Origin of the sequence: Alterinioella nitratireducens (assembly GCF_013155465.1) — a bacterium.
Lineage (GTDB): Bacteria > Pseudomonadota > Alphaproteobacteria > Rhodobacterales > Rhodobacteraceae > Alterinioella > Alterinioella nitratireducens.
This window is the reverse complement of record NZ_JABJVX010000006.1, coordinates 102,962-129,935: the sequence shown is the minus strand read 5'-3', so window position 1 is coordinate 129,935 and position 26,974 is coordinate 102,962. Positions and strand designations below refer to the sequence as shown.

The 26,974-nt window shown below is 66.1% G+C and carries 31 protein-coding genes; 20 read left to right on the top strand and 11 right to left on the bottom strand.

Annotation, left to right across the window (positions count from 1 at the left end):
• Positions 1–63 precede the first annotated feature (63 nt).
• Genes recQ through yaaA form a run of 3 tightly spaced genes read left to right on the top strand, consistent with a single transcriptional unit; the run spans position 64 to position 3,638 of the window.
• Entirely contained in the window at positions 64–2,109 is a 2,046-nt protein-coding gene (recQ, locus tag HNS34_RS11735) for a DNA helicase RecQ (protein ID WP_172320262.1), read from the top strand.
• Positions 2,102–2,860, top strand: a complete 759-nt coding sequence (locus HNS34_RS11730; RefSeq protein ID WP_172320261.1) for a TSUP family transporter — start codon at positions 2,102–2,104, stop codon at positions 2,858–2,860. Before recQ ends, HNS34_RS11730 begins: the two co-directional genes overlap by 8 nt.
• A gap of 13 nt (positions 2,861–2,873) precedes the next feature.
• Positions 2,874–3,638 carry a peroxide stress protein YaaA gene (yaaA, locus tag HNS34_RS11725; protein ID WP_172320260.1) on the top strand — a complete coding sequence of 255 codons (765 nt, stop codon included), beginning with the start codon at positions 2,874–2,876 and terminating at the stop codon, positions 3,636–3,638.
• 41 nt (positions 3,639–3,679) lie between these two features.
• Here the strand turns inward: yaaA and HNS34_RS11720 are convergent, their stop codons facing one another.
• Positions 3,680–3,997, bottom strand: a complete 318-nt coding sequence (locus HNS34_RS11720; protein WP_172320259.1) for a DUF1244 domain-containing protein — start codon at positions 3,995–3,997, stop codon at positions 3,680–3,682.
• Between the two features lie 22 nt (positions 3,998–4,019).
• Entirely contained in the window at positions 4,020–4,775 is a 756-nt protein-coding gene (locus HNS34_RS11715; protein ID WP_172320258.1) for an N-formylglutamate amidohydrolase, read from the bottom strand.
• A gap of 120 nt (positions 4,776–4,895) precedes the next feature.
• On the opposite strand from HNS34_RS11715, the gene pyk reads away from it, so the two are divergent.
• From pyk to rplT, 4 genes are all read left to right on the top strand, one after another.
• Positions 4,896–6,341: a pyruvate kinase gene (gene pyk / locus HNS34_RS11710; RefSeq protein ID WP_172320257.1), complete on the top strand. Its 1,446-nt coding sequence runs from the start codon at positions 4,896–4,898 to the stop codon at positions 6,339–6,341.
• Positions 6,338–6,568 carry a hypothetical protein gene (locus HNS34_RS11705; RefSeq protein ID WP_172320256.1) on the top strand — a complete coding sequence of 77 codons (231 nt, stop codon included), beginning with the start codon at positions 6,338–6,340 and terminating at the stop codon, positions 6,566–6,568. Before pyk ends, HNS34_RS11705 begins: the two co-directional genes overlap by 4 nt.
• Before the next feature lie 112 nt (positions 6,569–6,680).
• Positions 6,681–6,881 (top strand): 50S ribosomal protein L35, encoded by a 201-nt coding sequence (gene rpmI / locus HNS34_RS11700; protein WP_172320255.1) that lies wholly within the window; start codon positions 6,681–6,683, stop codon positions 6,879–6,881.
• 12 nt (positions 6,882–6,893) lie between these two features.
• Entirely contained in the window at positions 6,894–7,256 is a 363-nt protein-coding gene (gene rplT, locus HNS34_RS11695; RefSeq protein ID WP_172320254.1) for a 50S ribosomal protein L20, read from the top strand.
• A 72-nt stretch (positions 7,257–7,328) separates the two neighbouring features.
• On the opposite strand, the gene HNS34_RS11690 is transcribed toward rplT, so the two are convergent.
• A complete protein-coding gene (locus HNS34_RS11690) occupies positions 7,329–8,468 on the bottom strand; it encodes an NnrS family protein (protein WP_268879092.1) in 1,140 nt (379 codons plus the stop codon).
• 139 nt (positions 8,469–8,607) lie between these two features.
• Between HNS34_RS11690 and pheS the strand changes: the two genes are divergently transcribed.
• Entirely contained in the window at positions 8,608–9,672 is a 1,065-nt protein-coding gene (gene pheS / locus HNS34_RS11685) for a phenylalanine--tRNA ligase subunit alpha (RefSeq protein WP_172320252.1), read from the top strand.
• A 3-nt stretch (positions 9,673–9,675) separates the two neighbouring features.
• Positions 9,676–10,227: a hypothetical protein gene (locus tag HNS34_RS11680; RefSeq protein ID WP_172320251.1), complete on the top strand. Its 552-nt coding sequence runs from the start codon at positions 9,676–9,678 to the stop codon at positions 10,225–10,227.
• Positions 10,228–10,784: 557 nt separating this feature from the next.
• Here HNS34_RS11680 and HNS34_RS11675 read toward each other — a convergent pair.
• Complete coding sequence (locus tag HNS34_RS11675) at positions 10,785–11,423, bottom strand: META domain-containing protein (protein ID WP_172320250.1); 639 nt, start codon at positions 11,421–11,423, stop codon at positions 10,785–10,787.
• A 200-nt stretch (positions 11,424–11,623) separates the two neighbouring features.
• Between HNS34_RS11675 and pheT the strand changes: the two genes are divergently transcribed.
• The 3 genes from pheT to mscL all read left to right on the top strand — a co-directional run bounded on the left by pheT (position 11,624) and on the right by mscL (position 15,162).
• On the top strand, positions 11,624–14,044 hold the full coding sequence (gene pheT, locus HNS34_RS11670; protein ID WP_172320249.1) for a phenylalanine--tRNA ligase subunit beta: 2,421 nt from the start codon (positions 11,624–11,626) through the stop codon (positions 14,042–14,044).
• A gap of 104 nt (positions 14,045–14,148) precedes the next feature.
• Positions 14,149–14,592, top strand: a complete 444-nt coding sequence (locus HNS34_RS11665) for a YtoQ family protein (RefSeq protein ID WP_172320248.1) — start codon at positions 14,149–14,151, stop codon at positions 14,590–14,592.
• Positions 14,593–14,715: 123 nt separating this feature from the next.
• Entirely contained in the window at positions 14,716–15,162 is a 447-nt protein-coding gene (mscL, locus tag HNS34_RS11660) for a large conductance mechanosensitive channel protein MscL (protein ID WP_172320247.1), read from the top strand.
• Here mscL and HNS34_RS11655 read toward each other — a convergent pair.
• Together HNS34_RS11655 and HNS34_RS11650 are read right to left on the bottom strand one after the other, a co-directional pair.
• A complete protein-coding gene (locus HNS34_RS11655; RefSeq protein ID WP_172320246.1) occupies positions 15,159–15,491 on the bottom strand; it encodes an AzlD domain-containing protein in 333 nt (110 codons plus the stop codon). The two genes, mscL and HNS34_RS11655, sit on opposite strands and share 4 nt — an antisense overlap.
• Complete coding sequence (locus tag HNS34_RS11650; protein WP_172320245.1) at positions 15,488–16,192, bottom strand: AzlC family ABC transporter permease; 705 nt, start codon at positions 16,190–16,192, stop codon at positions 15,488–15,490. The genes HNS34_RS11655 and HNS34_RS11650 overlap by 4 nt, the downstream gene beginning before the upstream one ends.
• A gap of 53 nt (positions 16,193–16,245) precedes the next feature.
• On the opposite strand from HNS34_RS11650, the gene HNS34_RS11645 reads away from it, so the two are divergent.
• From HNS34_RS11645 to HNS34_RS11620, 6 genes are all read left to right on the top strand, one after another.
• The gene (locus tag HNS34_RS11645) at positions 16,246–17,139 is read left to right on the top strand and encodes a formate dehydrogenase accessory sulfurtransferase FdhD (protein ID WP_172320244.1); all 894 of its coding nucleotides are present in this window, start codon (positions 16,246–16,248) and stop codon (positions 17,137–17,139) included.
• A gap of 73 nt (positions 17,140–17,212) precedes the next feature.
• Positions 17,213–17,824 (top strand): molybdenum cofactor guanylyltransferase MobA, encoded by a 612-nt coding sequence (gene mobA, locus HNS34_RS11640; protein WP_172320243.1) that lies wholly within the window; start codon positions 17,213–17,215, stop codon positions 17,822–17,824.
• Positions 17,821–18,312 (top strand): molybdopterin-guanine dinucleotide biosynthesis protein B, encoded by a 492-nt coding sequence (gene mobB / locus HNS34_RS11635; RefSeq protein WP_172320242.1) that lies wholly within the window; start codon positions 17,821–17,823, stop codon positions 18,310–18,312. The genes mobA and mobB overlap by 4 nt, the downstream gene beginning before the upstream one ends.
• Positions 18,309–20,411: a molybdopterin-binding protein gene (locus tag HNS34_RS11630; RefSeq protein ID WP_172320241.1), complete on the top strand. Its 2,103-nt coding sequence runs from the start codon at positions 18,309–18,311 to the stop codon at positions 20,409–20,411. The genes mobB and HNS34_RS11630 overlap by 4 nt, the downstream gene beginning before the upstream one ends.
• Positions 20,412–20,475: 64 nt before the next feature.
• Positions 20,476–20,952 carry a hemerythrin domain-containing protein gene (locus HNS34_RS11625; RefSeq protein ID WP_172320240.1) on the top strand — a complete coding sequence of 159 codons (477 nt, stop codon included), beginning with the start codon at positions 20,476–20,478 and terminating at the stop codon, positions 20,950–20,952.
• A gap of 64 nt (positions 20,953–21,016) precedes the next feature.
• Entirely contained in the window at positions 21,017–21,496 is a 480-nt protein-coding gene (locus tag HNS34_RS11620; protein WP_172320239.1) for a VOC family protein, read from the top strand.
• Positions 21,497–21,569: 73 nt separating this feature from the next.
• Here the strand turns inward: HNS34_RS11620 and HNS34_RS11615 are convergent, their stop codons facing one another.
• From HNS34_RS11615 to argH, 4 genes are all read right to left on the bottom strand, one after another.
• Complete coding sequence (locus tag HNS34_RS11615; RefSeq protein ID WP_172320238.1) at positions 21,570–22,592, bottom strand: hypothetical protein; 1,023 nt, start codon at positions 22,590–22,592, stop codon at positions 21,570–21,572.
• 36 nt (positions 22,593–22,628) lie between these two features.
• Entirely contained in the window at positions 22,629–23,099 is a 471-nt protein-coding gene (gene greA, locus HNS34_RS11610) for a transcription elongation factor GreA (protein ID WP_172320237.1), read from the bottom strand.
• Positions 23,100–23,267: 168 nt separating this feature from the next.
• Positions 23,268–23,414 (bottom strand): argininosuccinate lyase, encoded by a 147-nt coding sequence (locus tag HNS34_RS11605; RefSeq protein ID WP_172320236.1) that lies wholly within the window; start codon positions 23,412–23,414, stop codon positions 23,268–23,270.
• Positions 23,411–24,802, bottom strand: coding sequence for an argininosuccinate lyase (argH, locus tag HNS34_RS11600; protein WP_172320235.1), 1,392 nt, complete (start codon positions 24,800–24,802; stop codon positions 23,411–23,413). Before argH ends, HNS34_RS11605 begins: the two co-directional genes overlap by 4 nt.
• Before the next feature lie 30 nt (positions 24,803–24,832).
• Between argH and HNS34_RS11595 the strand changes: the two genes are divergently transcribed.
• The gene (locus HNS34_RS11595) at positions 24,833–25,408 is read left to right on the top strand and encodes a TlpA disulfide reductase family protein (protein ID WP_172320234.1); all 576 of its coding nucleotides are present in this window, start codon (positions 24,833–24,835) and stop codon (positions 25,406–25,408) included.
• On the opposite strand, the gene HNS34_RS11590 is transcribed toward HNS34_RS11595, so the two are convergent.
• Entirely contained in the window at positions 25,405–25,980 is a 576-nt protein-coding gene (locus tag HNS34_RS11590; RefSeq protein WP_172320233.1) for a DNA-3-methyladenine glycosylase I, read from the bottom strand. The genes HNS34_RS11595 and HNS34_RS11590 overlap by 4 nt on opposite strands.
• Before the next feature lie 125 nt (positions 25,981–26,105).
• On the opposite strand from HNS34_RS11590, the gene HNS34_RS11585 reads away from it, so the two are divergent.
• Positions 26,106–26,945: an EAL domain-containing protein gene (locus HNS34_RS11585; protein ID WP_172320232.1), complete on the top strand. Its 840-nt coding sequence runs from the start codon at positions 26,106–26,108 to the stop codon at positions 26,943–26,945.
• Positions 26,946–26,974: the final 29 nt, after the last annotated feature.

Here is a 26,974-nt window from a genome sequence, read left to right as displayed (position 1 = left end):
TTGCCCCCTTCGGCCCGATATGCGACCGTCCGCGCAACCAGAAAAACCGCAGATACAGGCCCCATGTCGGATCTTTCCGCCCTTCTTTCGACCGTCTTCGGATTCGACCGCTTCCGCCCCGGCCAGGAGGAGATCGTGGAGGCCGTGATCGCGGGCGAAAACGTGCTGGCGATCATGCCGACGGGGGGCGGGAAATCGCTGTGCTTCCAACTGCCCGCACTTTGCCGTGAGGGCGTCACGGTGGTGATCTCGCCACTGATTGCGCTGATGCGCGACCAGGTGCGCGCCTTGCGTGAGGCAGGGGTTGCGGCGGGGGCGTTGACCTCGGGCAACACGGAAGAGGAGACCGACGCCGTCTGGCGCGGGCTGGAGGAGGGGAGCCTCAAGCTGCTTTACATGGCGCCGGAGCGGCTGGCCTCGGGCGGCACGGAACGGATGCTCAAGCGGACGGGTGTGAGCCTCATCGCGGTCGATGAGGCGCATTGCGTCAGCCAGTGGGGCCATGATTTCCGGCCCGATTACTTGCGCATCGGGGCGCTGCGCCGCGCGCTTGATGTGCCGCTGGCGGCCTTCACCGCGACCGCCGACGCGGAAACGCAGGTCGAAATTGTCGAGCGCCTCTTTGATGGTCAGCCCCCCGCCAGCTTCCTGCGCGGGTTCGACCGGCCCAACCTGAGCCTCGCTTTCGAGGTCAAGAACCAGCCGCGCCAGCAGATCCTGGCCTTTGCCGCCGCCCGCAAGGGGCAGTCGGGCATCGTCTATTGCGGCACGCGGGCCAAGACCGAGACGCTGGCGCAGGGCCTGCGCGAGGCGGGGCACAACGCCTGTTCCTATCACGGCGGCATGGAGGCCGAGGATCGCCGCATCGTCGAGAGCCGCTTTGCCGTGGAGGACGGGCTGATCGTCGTCGCCACGGTGGCCTTCGGCATGGGGGTGGACAAGCCCGACATAAGATGGGTGGCCCATGCCGACCTGCCCAAGTCGATCGAGGCCTATTACCAGGAAATCGGCCGCGCCGGCCGCGATGGCGCGCCTGCCGATACGCTGACGCTCTATGGTCCCGACGATATCCGCCTGCGCCGGTCCCAGATCGACGAGGGGCTGGCCCCGCCAGACCGCAAATCCGCCGATCACGCGCGGCTGAACGCACTGCTTGGGCTGGCCGAGGCGCTGGACTGCCGCCGCAAGGGCTTGCTTGGCTATTTCGGCGAGGAGGCCGGGAATTGCGGCAATTGCGACCTCTGCGCCACCCCGCCGGACACTTTCGACGCGGGCGTCGCGGTGCAAAAGGCGTTGAGTGCGATCCTGCGCACGGGAGAATATTTTGGCGCGGGGCACCTGATCGACATCCTTCTGGGCAATGTGACCGACAAGATCCGCCAGCGCGGCCATGACGATCTGCCCACCTTCGGCGTCGGCACCGAGTTCGACAAGCGCGGCTGGCAGGCCGTGTTTCGTCAGATGGCCGCGCATGACCTCGTGCGCCCCGATCCCGACCGTTTCGGCGCGCTGCGGATGACCGAGGCCGCGCGCCCCATCCTGCGCGGCGAGGCAGGCATCACCCTGCGCCGCGACACCATCGCCAAGGCGCCGCGCCGCCCCGCGATCAAGATGCTGGTCAGTGAGGAGGACGCGCCGCTTCTCTCCGCGCTCAAGGCCAGGCGGCGCGGGCTGGCCGAGGCGGCGGGGGTGCCGGCCTATGTGATCTTCACCGACAAGACCCTGATCGAGATGGCCGAGACCCGGCCCGAGAGCATGGACGCGATGGCGCGCGTCAGTGGTGTCGGCGCGGTCAAGCTGGAACGCTACGGCGCGGCCTTCCTGGAGGTGATCACAGGCGCCGCGCCCGCCCCCGACCACCCTGCACGGCGCAAGCTGGCGGGCCGCGCGGCGGGCCCGGTGTTCGACCGGCTGATGGAGGCGCAGGTGGAACTGTCGCGCGGCGAGATGGGGACCGAGAAATACCTCTCCTGCACCCATGCGACGCTGCGCCAGATCGCCGAGCGGCGGCCCGGATCGCTGGAGGATCTTGCCCGCATTTCGGGCATGGGCGCGCAGAAGGCAGACCGTTTCGGCCCCGCCTTCCTCGATATCCTGCACGATGCTTGACCTTGGGTGGGAGGTGCTGGCGCTGCTTGTCGCGGCGGGCTTCGTCGCAGGGTTCATCGACTCGATTGCGGGCGGTGGCGGGCTGATCGGGGTGCCGGTGCTGCTGCTGGCGGGCGCCGACCCGGTGACCGCGCTAGCGACGAACAAGATCCAGGGGCTGTTCGGCTCGGCCTCGGCCGCGATCAGCTATGCAAGGGCCGGGCTGGTCAATCCGCGCCGCCAACTGGCACCCGCGGCGATGGCCTTCGCGGCCTCGGTCCTGGGCGCGCTCGCGGTCAGCGTGTTGCCCACGGACCTGTTGCGCGCGGCACTGCCCGTCCTGCTGATCGCCATCGCGCTTTTCTTCGCGCTGAAACCGGGGCTGGACGACCTGGACCGGGCCGAGCGCATCTCGCCGCGCCTCTTCATGCTGACGCTGGCGCCTGCCATCGGGTTCTATGACGGATTGCTTGGCCCCGGCGCGGGATCGTTCTACATGCTTGGCTTCGTGATGCTGGCGGGCTACGGCGTGTTGCGGGCGACGGCGCATACCAAACTGCTCAACCTCGCGTCGAATTGCGGCGGGTTGCTGGCCTTCGCCTTCGTGGCAACGCCCTGGTGGGGTGTTGGCCTGTTGATGGGGGTGGCGCAGTTCGCGGGCGCACAGGTGGGCGCGCGGCTGGCCACGCGGATCGGCGCGCGGTTGATCAAGCCGCTTCTGGTGATGATGACCACGGCAATGGCGCTGCGCCTGATGTGGGACTGGATTTGAAGGGGAAGGCTGAATGCTGATCGTGATTTCACCGGCCAAGCGGCTGGATTGGGCCGCGCGCGATGTCGAGATGACCGAGCCGATGTTCCAGGCCGATGCCAACCGGCTGGCCACCACGGCCAGGCAGCTGAGCGGCAAGAAGCTGCAAGAGTTGATGGATATCAGCCCCGACCTGGCCAAGCTGAACCGCGAGAGGTTCCAGCGCTTCGCGGAAGGCGCGGACAAGCGCCCGGCGGTGCTGGCCTTCGCGGGCGATACCTACCAGGGGCTTGAGGCGGCCTCGCTCGACCCCGAGGAACTGGCCTTTGCGCAGGATCATCTGCGCATCCTGTCGGGGCTCTACGGTCTGCTGCGACCGATGGATGCGATGCAGGAATACCGGCTGGAGATGGGCAGCCGGCTCAAGACGCGGCGGGGCGAGTCGCTCTATGACTATTGGGGCGACCAGATCACCAAGGCGCTGAATGTGCAGGCCGAGCGGCTTGGCACGGACACGCTGATCAACTGCGCCTCGGTCGAGTATTTCACCGCCGCCAACCGCAAGGCGCTGAAACCGCGCGTGATCACGCCGCAATTCCTGGAAGAAAAACCGGGCGGGCCGAAGATTGTCAGCTTCTTCGCCAAGAAGGCCCGCGGCGCGATGGCGCGCTTCATCATCACGCGGCGGCTGACCGATCCCGAGGGTATCCTGGAGTTCGACACCGGTGGATATGAATACGCGCCGGGGTTGAGCGAAGAGGGGAAACCGGCGTTTCTGCGGCCCGCGAGCGCGGCCTGAGATCGGGGCGGGGACGCGATGTCGACAACGCGTGACCGTATTTACCGGTTCTGGTCGCCCACATTCTCCGCGAAGGCCTTGTTGAACGCTTCCACCTTTTCGGGGCTGGCATCGGTCTGATACTTCGCCTTCCAGTCCGACATCGGCATCCCGTAATAGGTCTCGCGCGCCTCTTCCTTGTCCATGTCGATACCGCGCTCGGCGGCGGCCTCCTGATACCAGCGGGCCAGGCAGTTGCGGCAGAACCCGGCCAGGTTCATCATGTCGATATTCTGCACATCCGGCCGGTCCTGCATCAGGTGTTTCTGCAGGCGGCGAAAGGCGGCGGCTTCGATCTCGGTGCGGGTCTGGTCGTCCATGGCATGTGTCTCCTTCTGCCTCTCAAACCTGTGCGTCGGCCAGCGCGCCGTCAAGGATGGGGGCCAGCCGGTGCGCCCATTGCCGCTGTTGGTCAGGCGTTTTGATCAGGTCGTTGCGCAGCTCGATCAGCACGTGCGGGCGGCCCGTCTGCACGCCGTGGCGGTCCAGCGTGTCGCCGGGGAGGTGGCCGGAATAGGGCTCGTTATCGCCCACGAATATCCCCGCTTCGGCGCGCAGCCGCTCCAGCAGCGGCAGGGCCAGGCGGTTGTCTTCGGCATAGAGCACGCCGACATGCCAGGGCCGCATCTCGCGCCCCTTGAATTGCGGCGTGAAGCTGTGGACCGACAGGATCACCCGGTCGTCACGCTGCGCCGCAAGCCCTGCCAGCGCGTCGTGATAGGGGCGGTGGAAGGCGGCGAGGCGGCGCTCGGTTTCCGCGGCATCCGCATTTCGGTTGGCCGGGGTGATCGAGCCGTCATAGAGCCGCATCAAGACGGTCGGGTCATGCTCGCCCCGGTTCGGGTCGATGACCAGCCGGGAAAAGCGCGACAGGATCAGCGGCGCGTCGAGATCGCGGGCCAGGTGGCGCGACAGCCCCTCGGCCCCGACATCATAGGCGATGTGGCGGGTCATATCGGCCTCAGGCAGCCCAAGGTCGCCGCCGTTCACGCAATCCGGCACGAGGTTGGTCGCATGGTCGCAGGTGACCAGCCAGCGGGCCGGGCGGTCGGCGCCGTCGATCTCATAGGGTTGGGTTGTCCGGGGCTCGTCTCTCATCGCAGAATGTCACATACGCCAGGTTGCGCCCAAGGACCAGTTGTCCTGTAATGGGATTTGAGAGATAAGGGCGCCAGCTGATATGTGAGCGCTAACATCCTACCAGAGAGGCAGGTCCGCATGAAACGCCAACGCAATGTGAAGATCGTGGCAACCCTAGGGCCCGCGTCCAACGATTACGAGATGATCCGGGCCCTGTTCGAGGCCGGGGCCAACGTGTTCCGCCTCAACATGAGCCATGGCGACCACGAGGAGATTCGTGCCCGTCACGCGATCATCCGCAAGGTCGAGCAGGATCTGGGCCAGCCGATCTGCATCCTGGCCGACCTGCAGGGGCCGAAACTGCGCTGCGGCGTGTTCGCCGATGGCCCCTATGAGTTGCAGGACGGCGCGTCGTTCCGGTTCGATCTGGACGAGGCCGAGGGCGATGCCACCCGCGTGCAACTGCCCCACCCCGAGATCTTCGCGGCGCTGGAGGTGGGCTCCACCCTTCTGGTCAATGACGGAAAGATCAAGTTGCAGGTGCAGGGGTGCGGCGCCGATTTCGCCGATTGCACGGTAATCGCGGGGGGTGAGATTTCCAACCGCAAGGGCGTGAACGTACCCGACGTCGTGCTGCCGCTGGCCGCGCTTTCCGACAAGGACCGGGCCGATCTGGAGTTTGTCTGCGGCCTCGGCGTCGACTGGCTGGCGCTCAGCTTCGTGCAGCGTGCGGCGGATGTCTCCGAGGCGCGCGCGCTGGCCAAGGGGCGTGCCGCGATCCTGTCGAAGATCGAGAAACCCGCCGCCGTCGAGGCGTTCGAGGAGATCCTCGCGGCTTCGGACGGCATCATGGTGGCGCGCGGCGATCTGGGGGTGGAACTGCCCGTCCAGAACGTGCCGCCGATCCAGAAACGCCTGGTGCGCCGCTGCCGGGCCAGCGCCAAGCCGGTGATCGTGGCGACCCAGATGCTGGAATCGATGATCGAGAGCCCGGTGCCGACGCGGGCCGAGGTCTCGGACGTGGCCACCGCGATCTACGAGGGCGCCGATGCCGTCATGCTGAGCGCCGAAAGTGCGGCGGGCGATTACCCGGTCGAGGCGGTGACGACGATGCACAATGTCGCGCTGGAGGTCGAGGCGGACCCCACCTATCGCGAGATCATGGTCAACACCCGCAGCGTCAAGCGCTCGACCGTGGCCGATGGCATCGTCGCCTCGGCGCGCGAGATCGCCGAGACCACGGATATCAAGGCGATCTGCTGCTTTACCCAATCGGGCACCACGGGGGCGCTGGTCGCGCGCGAACGGCCCACGGTGCCGATCATCGTGATGACGCCACTGGTCGATGTTGCACGCCGGATGAGCCTGACCTGGGGCACCAATTGCGTCGTGACGGAAGAGTTCTCGCGCTTCAAGCTGGCCGTCATCGCCGCCGCCCGCGCCGCGCGCAGCACCGGTTTCGCGACCTCCGCCGATCAGATCGTGGTGACAGCGGGCGTGCCCTTCAACGTGCAGGGCACCACGAACATCATCCGCGTCGCGCCCTGCGCCGAGCATCTGATCCTCTCGACCGATCTGGAATGATCCCCGACGCGGATATCCTGCTGGCGGTGTCCACGCTGGTCTGCGGGTTCGCGATCGCCGGGTCGCTGGCGGCCTGGGTGGATAAGCGGTTTCCGGTCGTGGCGCTGGCGGTGCTGGCCGCGGCTGCGGGCGTCTTTGTCTATGCCTATGCGCAGATCCCCGACCCGAACGGTTGGCGCGAGGTGCCCGACGCCTTCATCTCGGTCGCGGCGCGTTTGCTCAACTGAGGTCTTGCCCCTGCGCGGGTTTGCTTGTAGCAAGCGCGCTCCAACCGATGCGTGCGGCCGATGTGGCATGCCGAATCGCATCCGAACCGACCCAAACAAGATGGAGACGGAAATGCCCAAGATGAAGACGAAGTCGAGCGCCAAGAAGCGCTTCAAGGTCACGGCCTCGGGCCGTGTGAAGGCCGGACAGGCGGGCAAGCGCCACGGCATGATCAAACGCAGCAACAAATTCATCCGCGACGCCCGCGGCATGACCGTTCTGTCCGCCCCTGACGAGAAGATCGTCAAGGCATTCATGCCCTACGCACGCTAAGGAGGCCCCGATATGTCCCGAGTCAAAGGTGGGGTTGTCACCCACGCACGTCACAAGAAGATCGTCAAAGCCGCGAAGGGCTATTATGGCCGTCGCTCCACGACCTTCCGCACCGCCACGCAAGCCGTGGACAAGGCGAACCAATACGCAACCCGCGATCGCAAGAACCGCAAGCGCCAGTTCCGCGCGCTGTGGATCCAGCGCATCAATGCCGCCGTGCGGTCGCATGACGAATCGCTGACCTATTCGCGCTTCATCAACGGCCTGTCGCTGGCCGGGATCGAGGTGGACCGCAAGGTTCTGGCCGATCTCGCCGTGCATGAGCCCGAAGCCTTCGGCGCCATCGTCGACCAGGCCAAAAGCGCGCTGGCATAAAAGCATTGCGCAACCCGTTGCAGAAAGGCCGCCCCCCGCAATGAGGGCGGCCTTTTTCATTGTCCGGATGAATCAGGCCGGGTGTCGCGGCGCGATCATGACCGGCGCATAGCGCAGGGCGAAGAGGGCAAAACCGACGATCCACAGCGTTGCCGACAAGTGCAGTGTCCACAGGGGCGCGGCTGGGAAGGTCGAGGCGATGCGGGATAGCGCGGCCAGCGGCAGCGCGGCCAGGAACGCGGTCTCGACCCATCCGGCTTTCAGCGGGCGGCCCGAATGGCCAAGCGTCGCGCGGCTCATCACTGTCAGGGTCATCGCGCCGATCGCGCCGACCGTCCAGCTGTGGATCGTGGACATCGCGGGGACCAGCCCGAAGGCAGCGAGACCCGCCAGCAGGAAGCCGAGGCCGACGAAGCCATAGGCGATGTGCAACGTGAAGAGCAGCGGCTCGGACCGCGTCGCCCACCCGCACCAGCGCGCAAGGCGAAGGATGTGCAGCGCGCCAAGCGCAAGCCCCGCGATGCCGGTCAGCGGGTGGGCGGGCAGCGCCACCCATAGCGCGAGGGCCGGGACGGTCAGGGCCAGTGTCGCCTTGTCGAACGCGTTCATCTCGGCGGGCAGGGCGCTGGCCCCTTGCGCCTTCAGCCAGTTGCGGGTGAAGGCGGGGATGATGCGGCCGCCGATCAGGCAGATCAGGCCGACAAGGACCGCGATGCCGATCCGCCCGCCGTAATATCCGGACCCTGCCAGCGTCTCCCAGTGAAAGAGCGCGTCGCCGATCAGGAACAGCACGCAAATCGCCAGAACCGGCAGGTTGCGCCTGTTGCCGCCCGCGATGATCTCGCGCCCCGCGAAGGCGCTGAAGAGGGCGGGAAAGGCGAGGTCGAGGGCAATCAGCGAGGGCGAGACTTCCTCTGGTCCGATCAGGAACCCGATCCGCGCCGCCAGCCAGATCAGGGCCAGTGCCGCCAGCGGCAGGCCCGAAAGCGGCGGGCGCCGGGTCCAGTTCGGGATCGCCGTCAGCAGGAAGCCGCACAGCACCGCGCCGCCATAGCCGAAGACCAGTTCATGCACATGCCAGTCGAGCGGCAGGAGCGGGCCGGTCAAGGCCATGCCACCCGCCCAATAGGTGATCCAGATCCCCATCGAGATCGCGGCCCAAAGGGCGGCCATGAGGAAGAAGGGGCGGAAACCTTGGCTTAAGAACGGCATGGGCGGGGACTTTCTGACCGATTTGGTCGGATATGAACCCTGCGGGCCGTGGGATGCAATGCGGCGAAATGGTGCGGGCCGATTTGCTTTCGCGTCAAGTTCTGCTAGCAGGTCGGCAACACCCCAAGAGGAAGTGAAGATGGACGATCTGCGCGACAAGTACCTGACGGCGATTGCCGATGTGACGGATGAGGCGGGCCTCGAGGCATTGCGCGTGCAGGCCGTGGGCAAGAAGGGTGAGATCAGCCTCAAGATGCGCGAGTTGGGCAAGATGACGCCCGAGGAACGCCAGGTCGCGGGTCCGGCGTTGAATGCGCTCAAGAACGAGGTCAACTCGGCGATTGCGGCGAAGAAGGCCGCACTTGGCGATGCCGCCCTGGACGAGAGGCTGCGCGCCGAATGGCTGGACGTGACCCTGCCGGGCCGCCCGCGCCGGATGGGGACGATCCACCCCGTCAGCCAGGTGATGGAAGAGGTCACCGCGATCTTCGCCGATATGGGATTTGCCGTTGCAGAAGGCCCGCAGATCGAGACCGACTGGTACAATTTCGACGCGCTGAACATCCCCGGCCACCACCCCGCGCGGGCCGAGATGGACACGTTCTACACGCATCGCGCGCCGGGGGATAACCGCCCGCCGCATGTGCTGCGCACCCATACCAGCCCGGTGCAGATCCGGCATATGGAGAAATACGGCGCCCCCTGCCGCATCATCGCGCCGGGCCGCGTCTACCGCGCCGATTACGACCAGACGCATACCCCGATGTTCAACCAGGTCGAGGGGCTGGCACTGGATCGCGATATTTCCATGGCGAACCTGAAATGGGTGCTGGAGGAGTTCTTCTCGGCCTATTTCGGCGAGAAAGTCAAAACCCGCTTCCGCGCCTCGCATTTCCCGTTCACGGAGCCCTCGGCCGAGGTCGATATCCAGTGTTCCTTCGAGGGCGGCACCGTCAAGGTGGGCGAGGGCGACGGCTGGCTGGAGGTTCTGGGGTCCGGCATGGTGCATCCCAATGTGCTGAAGGCGGGCGGGATTGATCCGGCGGAATGGCAGGGCTTTGCCTTCGGCATGGGGATAGACCGGATCGCGATGCTGAAATACGGGATCCCCGATCTGCGGGCCTTCTTCGACAGCGACCTGCGCTGGCTGCGGCATTACGGGTTCAGCGCGCTGGACGTGCCGGCGGTGCATTCGGGGGTGTGAGAGATGTGGTGGGCGTTCTTTGCCGCAATCGTCGCGTCCAGTACGGCATTGTATATAGCAATGGTTGTATACCCTAGCCAGAAAGAGGTTGACCGAAAATTCGAGCTTAGGAGGGAGCGGCGCAAAGAATACCGACGCTTCTTTTACCTTACTTCTAGCGTCAGGCTGTCGTTTGAGCGGTTCTCTTTTCAAGACGGTGCTGAACCATTTGAAGCTTTTGAAGAGTTGTTGCGGGCTCGGGAGAGTTTCGAAGTCGCTTTGCTCGGCCTCAGCCTCTTGGGCGAAAAAGAAGTTGTTGACGAAGCCATGACGGGACACGGCCTGGTATCGGAGATGATTGACGAAGCAGAGCGGACTTTGGAACAGATTAAGCTTGAGGTGAGCAGGCATGTTCCCGCTAAGGAAGTGGCACGGAGGATTCGGGCAGGTTTTCGACCGTACAGAAGTCGCTATCTGTCTTTCCAAACTGGCCTCGTGAAGACGATGCGCAGCTCGGAGATCGATGACGATCTAGAACTCTCTGTTGATGTTCCTGGAGGGAAACCTCTCGGCTAACTGAGAAGAAGAAACTGCTGCCTCTCTGACCCGCGCGGAATCAAGGCCGTAGGCCGCCGCGCGATCGCCAGCATTGACCCGGCAGGCGATTTCCAACGGAAATCTGCCGAGAGGGGGCCGCCCCCCGGGCTGGCGATATGGTGAGGCAAACGCTCCGTTCTGGAGCCGGAATGACTTGGCCAGCATAAAGTGCATCCACCACCGTCGCATCGCCACCCCGCGGTCTGGCCATCGCGCGGCTTCGCACCAGGACACTATGCGGACACCCGTCGCCGCGCTACGCTCCCCGAATTCTCAACGCGGAGCGCAGATACGCTTAAGTCCTTTTCCACCACCCTCTGAACCGCCCCGGCTTTACCGGAGACCCAGAAGTAAGGATACTGGGTTATGGGAAAGACGAAGAACGGAGCCTCCCGACCTCCTTCACGCTGCTGCTTGGCACCTGTTTCGATGCGCCGACCGATGCGATCCGGGCCGAGGCACGGTAGGCCGGACGGATTGCGGGCGCGGCGATCCGGTCAGGGACGCCGCGCCCGTTGGTCTTGGGGCGGCAGGTCTTACTCGGTTTCGGCGCTGAAACGCACCAGCGGTTCGCCGTCGACGCTGAGGAACACCAGCCGGTCACGGCCATGAGCGAAGAGTGCTGCCTCCGACAGGCTGCGGGTGAGCGCCCGTTCCATGCCCTGCACCGGCTCGGAACAGGCCATGAGGGTCGCCATGATCTCACCGGTTTCCACGGTGCCGGCGTCTTCCTCGAGATGGCCGAAGATCGAGTTGCAGCCGACCGAGGCGTTGAAATTGCCCTCGACATCGACGCTGAACTCGGCCCGCGCCAGAAGCTCGTCCGAGAAGACGAGCGGCACGGAGCCCGCGCCGTAAATCTCCAGCAAGTCCCAGTCACCGGCGAAGGAAACCGGCACCGGCGGCTCGATGATCGGGGCGGCCTCGATGGCGCCGTCGATGTCGAAACCGGGCATCCGGTCGGCCATCATGTCACGGATGAAGGCCGAGGCGATTCCGAACCCGTCGCCAAGCGGCTGGATATGGCCGGGCATCCGCATATTCGGCATCGCGGGCATCTGGATATCGGGCATCGCCCCGGAGGGGCCGGATTGAATGATCGTAATATCTGCATGGGCAACAGTGCCAAGCAGGGTGGCGGCGATAGTGGCCGCGGTCAGGGTCTTCAGGGTCATGTCATGTCCTTTCAAAGCATGAATGTCCCCGCAACATCACCCCCAACATAGCCGAAAACGCCTGCCAGTTCAATGAAAAAGTGTATTAGCCACACCAATCATGTTGCCTTCCCGGATACCTGGCCCGACGCGCCCCGGCTTTTCAATGGCGGGCACATGCGCTAAGCGGTCCCCTGCAAAGACGCAGAGGGACGCGCGACATGAAATTCACCCTTTCCTGGCTGAAGGATCACCTCGAGACCGAGGCCACGCTGGACGAGATCTGCTATGCCCTGAACGATCTGGGCCTCGAGGTCGAGGAGGTCACCGACCGGGGCGCGAAACTGGCCGATTTCACCATCGGCAAGGTCCTGAGCGCCGAGAAACACCCCGATGCGGACCGTCTGCGCGTCTGCCAGGTCGAGACCGACGAGGGTGTGCAGCAGATCATCTGCGGCGCGCCCAATGCGCGGGAGGGCATCACCGTGGTGATTGCCAAGCCCGGCGTCTACGTGCCCGGCATCGACACCACCATCGGGGTCGGCAAGATCCGCGGCATCGAGAGCTACGGCATGATGGCCTCCGAGCGCGAGATGGAGCTTTCGGACGAGCATGACGGCATCATCGAGCTGCCTTCGGGCGAGGTCGGCGACCGTTTCGTCGATTGGCTGGCCGTCAATGACCCGGCCAAGGTCGATCCGGTGATCGAGATCGCCATCACGCCGAACCGGCAGGACGCGCTTGGCGTGCGCGGCGTGGCGCGGGATCTCGCGGCGCGGGGCCTCGGGCGGTTGAAACCGCAAGACGAGGTCGAGGTGCCGGGCAGCTTCGCAAGCCCGATCGGGGTGAGTATCGACGCCGACACGCTGGAGGAGGCACCGCATTTCACCGGGCGGGTGATCAGGGGCGTCAGAAACGGGCCGTCGCCTGCGTGGTTGCAGGACCGTCTGCGCGCCATCGGGCTGCGCCCGATCTCGGCCCTGGTCGATATCACCAACTTCTTCACCTATGACCAGAACCGCCCCCTGCACGTCTTCGATGCCGACAAGGTCAAGGGCGATCTTCGGGTGCATCGCGCGGCAGGCGGCGAGAGCCTGCGCGCGCTGGATGACAAGGATTACACGCTGTCCACGGGCCATATCGCGATCTCCGATGAGGCGGGCGTCGAGAGCATTGCGGGCATCGTCGGTGGCGAGCCCACGGGCTGCACCGGCGAGACGGTCAATGTCTTCCTGGAAAGCGCCTGGTGGGATCCGATCCGGGTGGCCTATACGGGCCGCGATCTGAAGGTCAATTCCGATGCCCGCTACCGGTTCGAGCGCGGCGTCGACCCGGATTACACAAGACCCGGGCTTGAGGCGGCGACGCGGATGATCCTGGAAATCTGCGGCGGTGAGCCCTCCGAAGTGGTCGAGGCCGGGGCCGCGCCGAAGGTCGCGCGCAGCTACCCGTTGGATACCGCGCGGGTGATCAGCCTGGTCGGCATGGAAATCCCCAAGGCCGAACAGGTGCGCATTCTGACCGCGCTCGGGTTTTCCGCGACGGGATCGGGCGACGTGCTGGAGGTCTGGGTGCCAAGCTGGCGGGGCGATGTGCAGGGCGAGGCCGACCTGGTCGAGGAGGTGGCGCGGGTGGCGTCGCTTACCAAGCTGGAAGGCCGCCCCCTGACGCGCCCGACGGCGGGCGTGCCGAAACCGGTGCTGACACCGATGCAGTTGCGTGAACGCGCCGCGCGGCGGACTCTGGCCGCGCTCGGCTACAATGAATGCGTCACCTACAGCTTCATCGACCGTGCCAGCGCCGAGATGTTCGGCGGCGGTGATGACGCGACGATGCTGGAGAACCCGATCTCCAGCGAGATGAGCCATATGCGCCCCGCGCTGCTGCCCGGCCTCTTGCAGGCGGCGGCGCGCAACCAGGCGCGCGGCATGATGGACCTGGCATTGTTCGAGGTCGGCACCGCGTTCCAGGGCGGCGAGCCGGGCGAGCAGCACCTGCAAGCCACCGCGCTGGTGGTGGGGCACTCCGCCGGACGCGATCCGCACGGATCGCGGCGGACGGTGGATGTTTTCGACGTGAAGGCCGATGCCGAGGCCGTGCTGGCCGCGATGGGGGCGCCCGCCAAGGTGCAGATCCTGCGCGGGGCCCCCGGTTGGTGGCATCCGGGCCGTCACGGCATGATCTGCCTGGGGCCCAAGAAAATCCTCGGCGTCTTCGGCGAGTTGCATCCACGGGTGCTGGCGGCGATGGACGTGAAGGGACCGGCGATGGCGCTGACGCTCTTCCCCGAGGAGATTCCGATCGCGCGGGCAAAGAGCGCGTCACGCGGGGCGCTGGATATCAGCGATCTGCAGGCGGTGGAGCGGGATTTCGCCTTTGTCGTCGATGCGCAGGTCGAGGCGATCAACCTGGCCAATGCCGCCGCCGGGGCCGACAAGAAGCTGATCGAGGATGTCCGCATCTTCGACGAGTTCTCGGGTGAGAAGGCCGAGGCGCAGATGGGGGCGGGCAAGAAATCCATCGCGCTGTCGGTGCGGATGCAGCCGCGTGACAAGACCCTGACCGAGGAGGAGATCGAGGCGGTCGGTGCGAAGATTGTCGAGAAGGTGCAGAAAGCGACGGGCGGCGCGCTGCGCGGCTGAGGGTTTCGCCGCCTGACGGCGGCGACTCGCCGGGGCTCTGCCCCGGACCCCGAGGTATTTTCGGCAAAATGAAAGTGCGGCGCTAAGGTTTAAAGGAGAGCGAGATGAAGGTTTATCTGTCGGGTGAGATTCACACCGATTGGCGGGAACAGATCATAGCCGGAGCCGAGGGGCTGGATGTGGAGTTCTCCGCGCCGGTGACCGATCACGATGCCAGCGACGATTGCGGCGTGGCGATCCTGGGGGCCGAGGACAGCAAGTTCTGGCACGACCACAAGGGCGCCAAGCTGAACGCGATCCGCACCCGCAACGAGATCGAAAGCGCCGACCTGGTCGTGGTGCGCTTTGGCGAGAAATACAGGCAATGGAACGCGGCCTTCGATGCGGGCTATGCGGCTGCGCTCGGCACGCCCCTGGTCGTCATGCATGGGCCCGAGCATCAGCACCCGCTGAAAGAGGTCGATGCCGCGGCGCTGGCCGTCACCGAGACGCCGGACCAGGTGGTGCAGATCCTGCGCTACGTGCTGACCGGGGATTTGCCGGGCTGAGACACCGGTTTTTCGGGTGCGGAGCGCGGGAATGTGCTGACATCGCGCCCGTCTCCGTGTCTAGTTTCCGTTAACCCTCTTTCTGCGGAAATGGGGGCGAACAGGATAACGGAAGCGGAACCCATGCTAAAAGAATTCAAGGATTTCATCGCGCGCGGCAATGTCATGGACATGGCCGTCGGCATCATTATCGGGGCGGCCTTCACCGCCATCGTCAGCAGCCTTGTGGCGGACCTGATCAACCCTTTCATCGGCCTCTTCACCGGCGGGCTGGATTTCACCAACCAATATGTCGTGCTGTCGGGCGAGGTCGCGGCCGGGGCCAGCCTGGAGGCCGCGCGGGAGGCTGGTGCGGCGGTCTTCGCTTATGGTGCCTTCCTGATGGCGGTGCTCAATTTCCTGATCATCGCCTTCGTGGTCTTCATGCTGGTCCGGTCCGTGAACAAGCTCAAGGATGCCGCCGCGCGCGAGCAGGTCGAGGCGGCACAGGCGCCCGCAGAGGATCCGGCGCCGACCGAGCTGGAGATCCTGGTCGAGATCCGCGACAGCCTCAAGGCGCGCCAGGCCTAGAAGCCCGCGAACTGCACCAGGTAGAGCGTGGCCATCCCGCCGACAATGGCCACGATCGCATTGCGGGTCACGTAGCCGCCGATCAGGGCAACGGCGGCGGCGGCCAGGCGGGCGGGGTCGGTCTGGCCTCCGGTGGCCTCGGGCCAGAGCACCGCGGGCGTGATCAGCGCGGGCAGGATGGTGACCGCGGTATAGCGCAGGTGGCGCAGCGCCCATTCCGGGATCGCGCGGCCCCCCAGAAGCCCCAGGAAGGACAGGCGCAGCGTGTAGGTGCCAAGCCCGAGCGCGGCCATGATGCCCCAGATCGCGGGGTCGGACCAGGCGGTCATTGCGCGGTGCCTCTGCGTTCGACCTCGGCCCCGACGATCATGCCGCCGATGCCTGCCGCGAGGATCCACAGGTTATGCGGGATCCAGCCAAGCGCCAGCGCCAGGATGACCGAAGTGGCCGCCGCCGAGACATGGGCCAGCGTGCGCAGGCCCGGGGCCACCAGCGCGATGAAGGTGATGGGCACCGCGAAATCGAGCGCAAACTCCGGCGGGATGGCGGCGCCCGCGACGGCCCCCACATAGGTGGCCACGACCCACATCGGCAGGATCGGCGTGGCGCAACCGAAGAAGAAGGCGACGCGTGCGGGAAGGGGCATCTGGGGCTCCGCCTCGAATTGCTGATGCGACATGGCATAGGTCTGATCGACATTGAGATAGGCGATGATCGCCCGCTGCCAGAACGGGGCCGGTCCGAGATAGGGGGCCAGTGCCGCCGCATACATCGCCATGCGCAGGTTGACCGCGAGGGCCGAGACGATGACGACGATGGTGGGGGCCTCATCCACCATCAGCTGCACGGCGGTGAACTGCGCCGCGCCCGCGATGACGAGGGTCGAGAACCCCATCACCTGCGCCAGGTTCAACCCGGCCTCGGTTCCGACCACGCCGAAGAGCATCCCGAAGGGAACGACCACCAGCAAAAACGGAAGCGCGCCGGTCGCGCCCTTCAGATAGGCGCTTTTGGGTGTGGAGATTGCCATGCCGGACCCCTAGTTTGGGACATGACCCCTCGCTTATGCGCTTGCGGCAGGAGATGCAAATGGCTGTTCGTGATGACTTTCTGGCGCGCTACCTGATCGCCCCCGACCCCAAGGCGGCGGCCCTGTCGCGGGCGGTCGAGGGGCATGACGAGAGCGGCGCGCAGGTGACGCTGAACGTGGTCGAGGAGCGGCCCCTGACGATCTACCTGAACGCGCGCGAGATCGTGACGGCGATGACCATCGGCGACCACCCCGAATACCTGGCGCTCGGGTTCCTGCGCAACCAGGGGATGTTGTCAAAGGCGGATCGCGTGACAGGTGTGGACCATGACGCGGAGCTCGGGGTCGTCGTCGTGCGCACCGAGGCCGAGACCGATCACGAGGCCAAGCTGGCGCGAAAGACCCGGACCAGCGGCTGCGCGGTCGGCACCGTCTTCGGCGACATGATGGAGGGGCTGGAGGGGCTGACCCTGCCGCGCGCCGAGTTGCGGGCATCTTGGCTTTATGCGTTGAGCCACCAGATCAACCGCACGCCGAGCCTCTACCTGGAGGCCGGTGCCATTCACGGCACGGTGCTGTGTCAGGGCGACCGCCCGCTGGTCTATATGGAGGATGTCGGGCGGCATAACGCGGTCGATAAGGTGGCGGGGTGGATGTATGACACCGGGGCGGAGGCGGCGGACAAGATCCTCTACACCACAGGGCGGCTGACCTCGGAGATGGTGATCAAGACGGCGCTGATGGGCATTCCGGTGCTGGTCTCGCGCTCGGGCTTCACCGCCTGGGGGGTGGAGATCGCGCGCCAGGTCGGGTTGACCCTGATCGGGCGGCTGAAGGGGCGGCGCTTTGTCTGTCTGGCGGGGGAGGCGCGGTTGGTGCGCGACGTCGATCCGGCGGGCGTGGGCGAGGAACCGCGCAAACACGGGCGCAAGGGGGCGCGCGGATGAGGGGCATTTTGTTTCGAAACAAGATCCGGGAATTTTCGAAAATTCCCGAACGCGCGGGCGGGGAGGGTTGGTCATGAAACAGCCTCTCGGCGTGATCCTTGCAGGTGGCCTCGCCAGCCGCATGGGCGGCGGTGACAAGGGCCGGTTGATGCTCGGCGGGCAATCGTTGATTTCCCGCGTGATCGACCGGCTGGAGCCGCAGGTCGCGGGCCTTGCGCTCAACGCCAATGGCGATCCGGCCCGGTTCGCCGATCTGGGGCTGACGGTGCTGCCCGACAGCGTGGGGCGGCATCCGGGGCCTCTGGCCGGGGTGCTGGCGGGGATGGATTGGGCCGCCGGTGATGGCGCGAGCCACATCGTCACCGCCGCCGCCGATACGCCGTTCTTCCCCGCCGACCTGGTGCCGCAATTGTTGCTGGCGGCAGAGGCGCAGGGGAAACCCATTGCGCTGGCCGCAACGCATGACCCGGAGAAAGGCGCGCTCAGGCAACCCACATTCGGCCTCTGGCCCGTCGATCTGCGCGACGATCTGCGGGGCGCGCTGGACGAGGGCATCCGCAAGGTCGTGGCCTGGACCGACCGGCACGGCACGGCCTTGGCGGTCTTTCCCGGCACGCCCTTCGATCCGTTCTTCAACGTCAACACGCCAGATGACCTGATCCTGGCCGAGGGGCTGCTGGCATGAGGCTTTTCGGTGTCGTGGGCTGGAAGAACTCCGGCAAGACCGGGCTGGTGGAACGGCTGGTGACGGAGTTTGCGGGCCGGGGTCTCACGGTTTCCACCATCAAGCACGCCCATCACGCGGTCGATGTCGATCAGTCCGGCACCGACAGTTTTCGTCACCGCGCCGCAGGGGCGAGCCAGGTGTTGTTGGCCTCAAGCACCAGATGGGCGCTGATGACCGAATTGCGCGGCGCGGAGGAGCCGGGGCTTGAGGCGCTGCTGGCACAGCTCTCCCCCGTCGATCTGGTGCTGGTCGAGGGGTTCAAGCGCGCGGGGCACCCGAAGATCGAGGCGCATCGGGGCGTGACCGGGCAGGGGTTGCTGGCCGATAGCGACCCGACGATCCGGGCCGTTGCTTCGGACAGCGTGCCCGCTACGGATCGGCCCGTTCTGCATCTGGATGACACCCAGGCCATCGCCGATTTCATCGCAACGGAGATCGGGCCATGAGCCGCTTCGACACCATCGTCATGGTCGATTGGTCCGGCGGCAACGATCGCGGCGCGGTGCCCAAGCCGGACGCGATCTGGGCCGGGGTCGTGCGGAATGGCGTCGAGGAGGAGCCGGTCTACCTGCGCAACCGGCAGGTGGCCGAGGCGTGGCTTGCGGGTCTTTTTCGTGAGGAGATCGCCGCCGGACGCCGGGTGCTGGCCGGGTTCGATTTTCCCTTTGGCTATCCGCAAGGCGTGGCGGGCGCGGTGACGGGCAAGGCCGATCCGTTTGCGCTTTGGGACTGGCTGGAGGCGCGGATCGAGGATGGGCCGCAGCGCAACAATCGCTGGCAGGTGGCAGCAGGGATCAACGCGCTTTTCCCCGGTGTCGGGCCGTTCTGGGGCAACGGGACCAGGCGCGACCTGGAGCATCTGCCGCGCAAGGGGCGGGACCGGCGGGGCCATGGCTGCGCGGAGTTTCGGCAGGTGGAGACGCTGGCGAAAGGCACGTTTTCCGTCTGGCAACTGGCGGGCGCCGGCGCGGTCGGGTCGCAGGTTCTGATGGGCCTGCCGGTTCTGGCGCGCCTGCGGCGGCGGTTTGACACGGCGGTCACAGTCTGGCCGTTCGAGGCGGCATCAGGCCAGGTCGTGCTGGCCGAGATCTGGCCCTCGCTGATCCGGGACGCGGTGAAGGCCGAGGGCGACGACATCCGCGACCGGGCGCAGGTGCGGCTGCTTGCGCGGGCCATCGCCCGATTGCCCGAGGCGGAACTGAACGCAATGCTGGCCATCCGCTCGGATGAAGAGGGCTGGATTCTGGGCCTCGGCCATGAGGACGCCCAGAACGCAGCGCTTGCCCCGACGCTGCACCCGCCCGCGTTGAAGGACGACTGTTTCGCCCTGCCGCCGGGGGTGGACTGGACGCCGGTGCCCGAGGCGCTGGCGCGGTTGCGCGACATCCTGCACCCGGTGGTCGGCACCGAGACCGTGCCGCTCCACGCCGCCTCGGGCCGTGTTCTGGCTGGGGATACCCGCGCCCTGCGCGCCAACCCGCCCAACCCAAACGCGGCGGTGGATGGCTACGGGTTCGCCCATTCCGCAACCGGGGACGGCCCGCAGGTTCTGCCGCTGGTCCGGGGCCGCGCGGCGGCGGGGTTGCGCTACGATGGCACCGTGCCCCCGGGCCACGCGATCCGCATCCTGACGGGGGCCGCGCTGCCCGAGGGCGTGGATACGGTGGTGCTGGAGGAGGATTGCCGCAGCGATGCGCGCCACGTTGCCTTCAACGGCCCGGTCAAGCCCGGCGCGAACACCCGCAAGGCGGGCGAGGACGTGGCCGAGGGCGACGTGATCCTGCCCGCCGGTCACCGTTTGCGGGCGCCCGATCTGGCGCTTCTGGCCGCCACGGGGCATGGCGTGGTGCCGGTCCATCGGCGGCTGAAGGTCGCGGTGATCTCGACCGGGGATGAGCTGCGCGAGGCTGGCGACAGCGCCGATGCAGGCCAGATCTACGACGCCAACCGCCCGATGCTGACCGCGATCCTGCGCGGGTGGGGCCATGAGGTGATCGACCTTGGCCGCCAGCCCGACGATGCGGGCGCGATCCGGCGCGCGCTGGATGACGCTGCGAAGGCCGATGCGGTCCTGACCTCGGGCGGCGCGTCGGCGGGGGATGAGGATCACATCTCGCGGCTATTGCGCGAGGAGGGGCGGCTGTCCAACTGGCGCATCGCGCTGAAACCGGGGCGGCCCCTGGCGCTGGCGCAATGGCGGGGCGTGCCGGTCTTCGGCCTGCCGGGAAATCCGGTCGCGGCGCTGGTCTGCACGCTGATCTTCGCGCGCCCCGCCCTCAGCCTGCTGTCGGGCGCGGGCTGGCAGGAGCCGCTGAGGATGCAGGCGCCCGCGGGCTTCGCAAAATCCAAGAAACATGGCCGCGCCGAATACCCCCGCGCCCGGATCGGGGCGGATGGCCGGGTGGAGCTTTTCAAATCCGAAGGCTCGGGCCGGATATCGGGGCTGTCCTGGGCCGGGGGGCTGCTGGAGCTGCCCTATGAGGCGCAGGAGATCACGCCGGGCGACCCCGTGACCTTCCTGCCCTATGCGGGGTTCGGCCTCTGACCCGGGAACCCTCGCCGCGCCCCGGCGTTGAGGTGTTTTCCCGAACAAGAACCGGAGACCCGACATGCCGACGATCTATGACGCCATCAAGAAGGACCACGATCAGCACCGCGCGTGGCTGGCGACACTGGCCGACGACGCCAGCGACAAGAGCGCCAGGAAACAGGCCTGGGACAGCTTCTATCGCGACGTGAAGGCCCATGCCGCCGCCGAGGAGGAGACGTTCTATTCCAAGCTCATCTCGAAGACCTGGGGCCAGGATGCTGCGCGCCATTCGGTGCATGAACATCAGCAGCTCGATGACCTTCTGGAGGAGCTGAACGGGATGGAGATCGGGGCCGAGGGCTGGTCGGACAGGTTCGACAAGCTCAAGCATGATTACGAGCATCACATCGACGAGGAAGAAGACGAGGTCTTTGCCCGCGCGAAAGAGGAGATCGACGCCTCGGAAATCGACGGCTACGGCGACCGGTTCCTCAAGCGCAAGGCGCAGGAGGGCGAGTTGATCGACGACAAGCGCGAGGACAGCCTGGAGGACTGACGCGGGCTGTGCCGGGTGTGGTAGACTGGACAGAGTCCAGTCATGCACGAGGAGGGCCCCGATCATGAGCATTCCGAGGAACCGCATCTGCCTCTGGTTCGACAAGGACGCCGGGGCCGCGGCCCGGTTCTACGCCGAAACCTTTCCAGATAGTGCCGTCACCGCCGTCAGCCGCGCCCCGAGCGATTTTCCGGGCGGTAAGGCGGGGGAGGTGCTGACGGTCGAATTCACCGTTCTGGGGCTGCCCTGCCTCGGCCTGAACGGTGGTCCGCACTTTCCGCAAACGCAGGCGTTTTCCTTCCAGGTCGCGACCGCGGATCAGGCCGAGACCGACCGCTACTGGGAGGCGATCATTGGCAATGGCGGGCAGGCCAGCCAATGCGGCTGGTGCAAGGACCGGTGGGGCGTCAACTGGCAGATCACGCCGCGCGTGCTGAGCGAGGGCATGGCGGCAGGCGGCGACGAGGCAGAGCGCGTTTTCGCCGCGATGATGGAGATGGACAAGATCGACGTGGCCCGGATCGAGGCGGCGCGGCGGGGGTGACCCTCATGGGCGGGTGATGCGCTCGGTCGACCGAGCGCACTCGCGGCCCGTTGACGGGCCGCAGCCGTCGCGCTCAGTCAAAGGTTCCCGTCACCCGGCCAAGCAGCATGAAGGCGCGCGAGGTGCGGGTTTCGGCCATCTGGATAATTTCCTCATCCGTGGCGTTCTGCTCGAAATCCACCAGCGTCTTGTCGAACTGGCGCAGGAAGTGATGCACCGCGTCGCGGAATACGGGATCCTGCTTCATCCGCCCCGAGGACAGCGCCAGCGAAGACCGGTCGCGGATACCGCCAAGCCCCGCGATGGCCTTGCCACGCTCACCCTTGGCGAATTTCCGCCACAGCTCGGGCTTGGCGCGGTCGGGGCGCAGGTCGTCCATGTAGATGCCGTCCTGGCTGAGCAGGGTCAGCACGTCCTGGCTGGCGCGGATCAGGCGCTTGGTAAAGGGATCGCCCAGGGCGCGGCGCAGGGTGCGGAAACCTTCCTTGTCGTTCTCGTTCTCCGGGAAGTTCAGCGCCTTGATGAAATCGGCGACCGAGATCGGCTCCTGCAATGCCTCCGCCGGGGTGCCCAGGCCCAGGGTCGGCTGCGGGGTCTCTGCCGTTGGGGGGGCATGGGCGACGGCGGCGCGGGCATCGGCGCTTTCTGCGGCCTTGCGGATCGAGGTGAAGGTGGCCAGCGCGTTTTCCGCCTGGCGCTGCGCCTCGGCGATCTCTTCCAGTTTCAGCGCCACATCGGACTTCGAGCCCAATCCGCCAGCCTGCTGTTGCACGACATAGGCCGCGCGCATCGCGTCGATGGCGCTTTGCAGGCGGGCCGATTCCTCGCGCAATATGCGCGCCGTCTTGGCCGCCGAGGCCGCGACCCAGATCAGCGCCACCGGCACGAAGATGCCGAGCATGATCATCACCGCCTCAAGCGTCGAGGCTTCGCCCAGGCCGGACATGTCGGTGCCATAGAAGAAGTAGATCACGCCGATGAGCCAGACCACCGTCAGCCCGAGCGCCACGACCTCGATCATGGTGATGCGCGAGGTCGCGGGATCAGACGCGAAGGCGCCCAGTTCTATCGTCGAAAAGTGCTTCTCGTCTGCCATGCCCACCAGGTTCCGCGTTGCGGCATGAGTATGATACTAGATGTAGGAGACCTTGACGATCTCGTAATCCTTGCTGCCGCCGGGGGTCTTCACCTCGACACTGTCACCTTCCTCCTTGCCGATCAAGGCACGCGCGAGGGGCGAGTTGATGTTGAGCAGACCGGCCTCGATCTTGGCCTCGGCCTCGCCCACGATCTGGTAGGTCTTTTCTTCCTCGGTCTCTTCATCGACCAGCTCGACCGTGGCCCCGAACTTGATCGGACCGGACAGCTTCTTGGGGTCGATCACCTGCGCCAGGCCGATCAGCCCCTCGATCTCCTTGATGCGGCCCTCGATGAAGGACTGCTTTTCGCGGGCGGAATGGTATTCGGCGTTTTCCGACAGGTCGCCATGCTCACGCGCCTCGGCGATGGCCTTGATGATGGCCGGACGCTCGACCGATTTCAGGGTCTTCAGCTCTGCGTCCAGGGCGTTGTAGCCCGTCGGGGTCATGGGGATCTTGTCCATAGGGGTCACCGTCTCACTGGTTGGGCCATATTGCCGCTCGAAACATGGACGATAGGGGGCCTGAAAGGCTAGTTCAACGCCCTTTTCCGGGTTGCCACGGGAACCGGCGAAAATAGCCGGAACCACAGGCAATCTGCCGCGATCGGGTGGATCCGGCGCAGCCGGGGGTCAGCTTCCGCCGACAATCCCCATCTCGGCGGTGCCGGTGATGCTGATGCCGGTTGTCGGGCGCGGTTCGGGCGGGGTGGGGCGGCCATCGACGCCGCAGGCGGAAAGCCCCATCAGCAGCGCCACGATCAGGGTTGCACGGATCATTCCAACCTCTCCTTCCAGCGCGCGACCTGCGCGCGCACCTGCGCAGGCGCGGTCCCGCCATAGGACATGCGCGAGGCGACCGAGTTATGCACGCCGAGCACGTCGAACACGTCCGCGGTGATCGCGCCATGCACGCCCTGCATCTGATCGAGTGTCAGATCGGGCAGGTCGCAGCCCGCATCCTCGGCCAGCTTGACCAGCGCGCCGGTGACATGATGCGCCTCGCGGAACGGCATGTCCAGCGTGCGCACCAGCCAGTCGGCCAGATCGGTGGCGGTGGAAAACCCGCTGGCCGCCGCCGCCTCCAGGCTCTCGCGGTTGGCGGTCATGTCCGACACCATCCCCGTCATCGCGGCGAGCGCCAGCATCAGGTTGTCGGCGGCGTCAAAGACCTGCTCCTTGTCCTCCTGCATGTCCTTGGAATAGGCCAAGGGCAGGCCCTTCATCACCGTCAGCAGCGCCACATTCGCCCCCAGGATGCGCCCGATCTTGGCGCGGATCAGCTCGGCCGCGTCGGGGTTCTTCTTCTGCGGCATGATCGAGGAGCCGGTGGAGAAGCGATCCGACAGCGTGACGAAACGGAACTGCGCCGAGGACCAGATCACAAGCTCTTCCGCGAACCGGCTGAGATGCATGGCGCAGATCGTGGCCGACGACAGGAACTCCAGCGCGAAATCGCGGTCGCTGACGGCATCGAGCGAATTGGCCATGGGCCGGTCAAAGCCGAGCGCGCGGGCCGTCGCCTCGCGGTCGATGGGGAAGGACGTGCCGGCCAGCGCGGCGGCCCCGAGGGGACATTCGTTCATCCGCGCCCGCGCATCGTGCATCCTGGCGCGGTCGCGGGCGAACATCTCGACATAGGCCAGCATGTGATGGCCCCAGGTCACCGGCTGCGCGGTTTGCAGATGGGTGAAACCGGGCATGACCCAGGTCGCCCCCGCCTCGGCCTGCGCCACAAGCGCGCGCATCAGGGCGCTCAAGCCCTCCATGGCCGCATCCGCCTGGTCCCGCACCCAGAGCCTGAAATCCGTCGCCACCTGGTCATTGCGCGAGCGCCCGGTATGAAGCCGCCCTGCCGGGTCGCCGATCACCTCTTTCAGCCGTGCCTCCACGTTCATGTGGATGTCCTCCAGCGCGGTGGAGAACGCGAATGTCCCGCCCTCGATTTCTGACAAGACCGTGAGCAGCCCTTCCTTGATCGCCGCCGCATCGCTATCGGTAATGATACCCGCCTGCGCCAGCATCGCCGCATGGGCCAGCGAGCCGTCGATATCCTGCCGCGCCAGGCGCTTGTCGAAGCCGATCGAGGCGTTGATGGCTTCCATGATCGCATCTGGCCCGGCGGCGAAGCGACCGCCCCACATGGCGTTGGAACTGGAATTGGACATGAGCGTTCTCGACCTCGGAAAGGATAGTGGATGACCCGCGGATTGCGTCTTGCCGTGCTCTACCTTGCCTTGGGGATGGGTGCAAATGCCGCCGCCGCCGAGGGGCACGAGGATCTGTTGCAGGGTGACATGCGCGCGATGCTGCTGCACGAGGAGGCGGTCGACCCCGGCGCGGTCCGTTTCACCGATGCGGAGGGCAACGAGATGGGGCTGGACGCCTTCGCGGGCCAATATGTCGTGCTGAATTTCTGGGCCACCTGGTGCGCGCCCTGCCGGGTGGAAATGCCATCGCTGAACAGGTTGCAGCAGACGCTTGGCGGCGAGGGGTTCCGCGTCGTCACAATCGCCACAGGCCGCAATCCGATACCCGCGATCAACCGGTTTTTCGAGGCGGGGGGGATTACCGATCTGCCGATCTATCTCGATCCGCGCCAGACCATGTCGCGCCAGATGGGGGTGCTGAGCTTGCCTGTCACGGTGTTGCTGGACCCCGAGGGGCAGGAGGTCGGGCGCCTGCGCGGCGATGCCGATTGGGCGAGCGACGAGACGCTGGCCTTCCTGCGCGCCTGGTCAGGGCAGTCAGGGCAGTCAGGGCAGGACGATTAGGCCAGCGCCGCGCATTCCGCATGGCGCGGGCAGGTGGTGATATGGTCGTTCACCATGCCCACGGCCTGCATGAACGCATAGACGATGGTGGGGCCGCAAAACCTGAACCCGGCCTTCTTCAGATCCTTCGAGATTCGCGTCGAGAGCGGCGTGAAAGCGGGCACATCGGCCATGGTGGCCCAGGCATTCTGGATCGGCGTGCCGCCGACATAATCCCACAGGAAGCGGTCAAAGCCCTGATCCGCCTCGATCTTCTGCCAGGCGCGGGCATTGCCGATCGTGGCCTCGATCTTGCCGCGATGGCGGATGATGCCGGGGTTCTGCAAGAGCTGCGTTACCTCGGCCTCGCCCCAGGTGGCGATGATATCGGGGTCGAACCCGGCAAAGGCGTCGCGGAAATTCTCGCGCTTGCGCAGGATGGTGATCCAGCTGAGACCCGCCTGGAACCCGTCGAGAATCAGCTTCTCAAAGAGGGCGCGGCTGTCGCGCTCGGGCACGCCCCATTCCTCGTCGTGATAGGCGCGGTAGAACGGATCATCGCCCGGCCATGTGCAGCCTGCATCGCTCACCATCCTGATTTCCTTCCACAATTCCGATTCCCGACCAGTTGAGACAAAATAGAACAAAATGCGCACATTCACCATGCCTTAACGCGTGGCGAGGCAGGGTGGCCTATGATGCGATCAAGGAGGCAGGCATGCGGGGGCGCAAACACGAGGAACTGGTCGATGCGGGTGTGGAAAGCCCCTTGGCCGTGGCCGTGGACCACCGCGACCGGGGCACGCTGGCCATGGTGCGCGCAGCATTGGAACGCGGCGACACGGCGCTGGCCTATCAACCGGTGGTGCAGGCGGGAAACGGCAAATCCGTCGCCTTCTATGAGGGGCTGATCCGTATTCTGGATGAAACCGGGCGGGTGATCCCGGCGCGCGACTTCATGGGCGCGGTGGAAAACCAGGATCTCGGGCGGCTGATCGATTGCGCCGCGCTGCGGGCGGGGCTGCGCGCCCTGAAGCAGGTGCCGGGGCTGCGGCTGTCGATCAACATGTCGGCCCGTTCCATCGGCTATCCGCAATGGAAACAGATCCTGACCCGCACCATCGCCCACGATCCGCAAGTGGCCGAACGGCTGATCCTGGAGATCACCGAAAGCTCGGCCATGCAGATGCCGGAGCTTGTGACCGCCTTCATGGGCGAATTGCAGGACAAGGGGATCACCTTCGCGCTGGACGATTTCGGGGCCGGGCACACCGCCTTCCGCTATCTCAAGGATTTCTATTTCGACATCGTCAAGATCGACGGGCAGTTCATCCGCGCCGTGCAGGAAGACCCGAACAACCAGGTTCTGATGCAGGCGCTGATCTCGATTGCCGGGCATTTCGACATGTTCACGGTCGCCGAATCGGTCGAACGGCCCGAGGAAGCCGCCTGGCTTGCCGCCAATGGCATCGACTGCCTGCAAGGATACCTCTTCGGCGCACCGAGCCTGTCGCCGCCCTGGCTGGCCCCCAAACACCTGAAATCCGCCCGGCGATAGCCCCCCGCATCCCGCTCGGACAGGCCGGT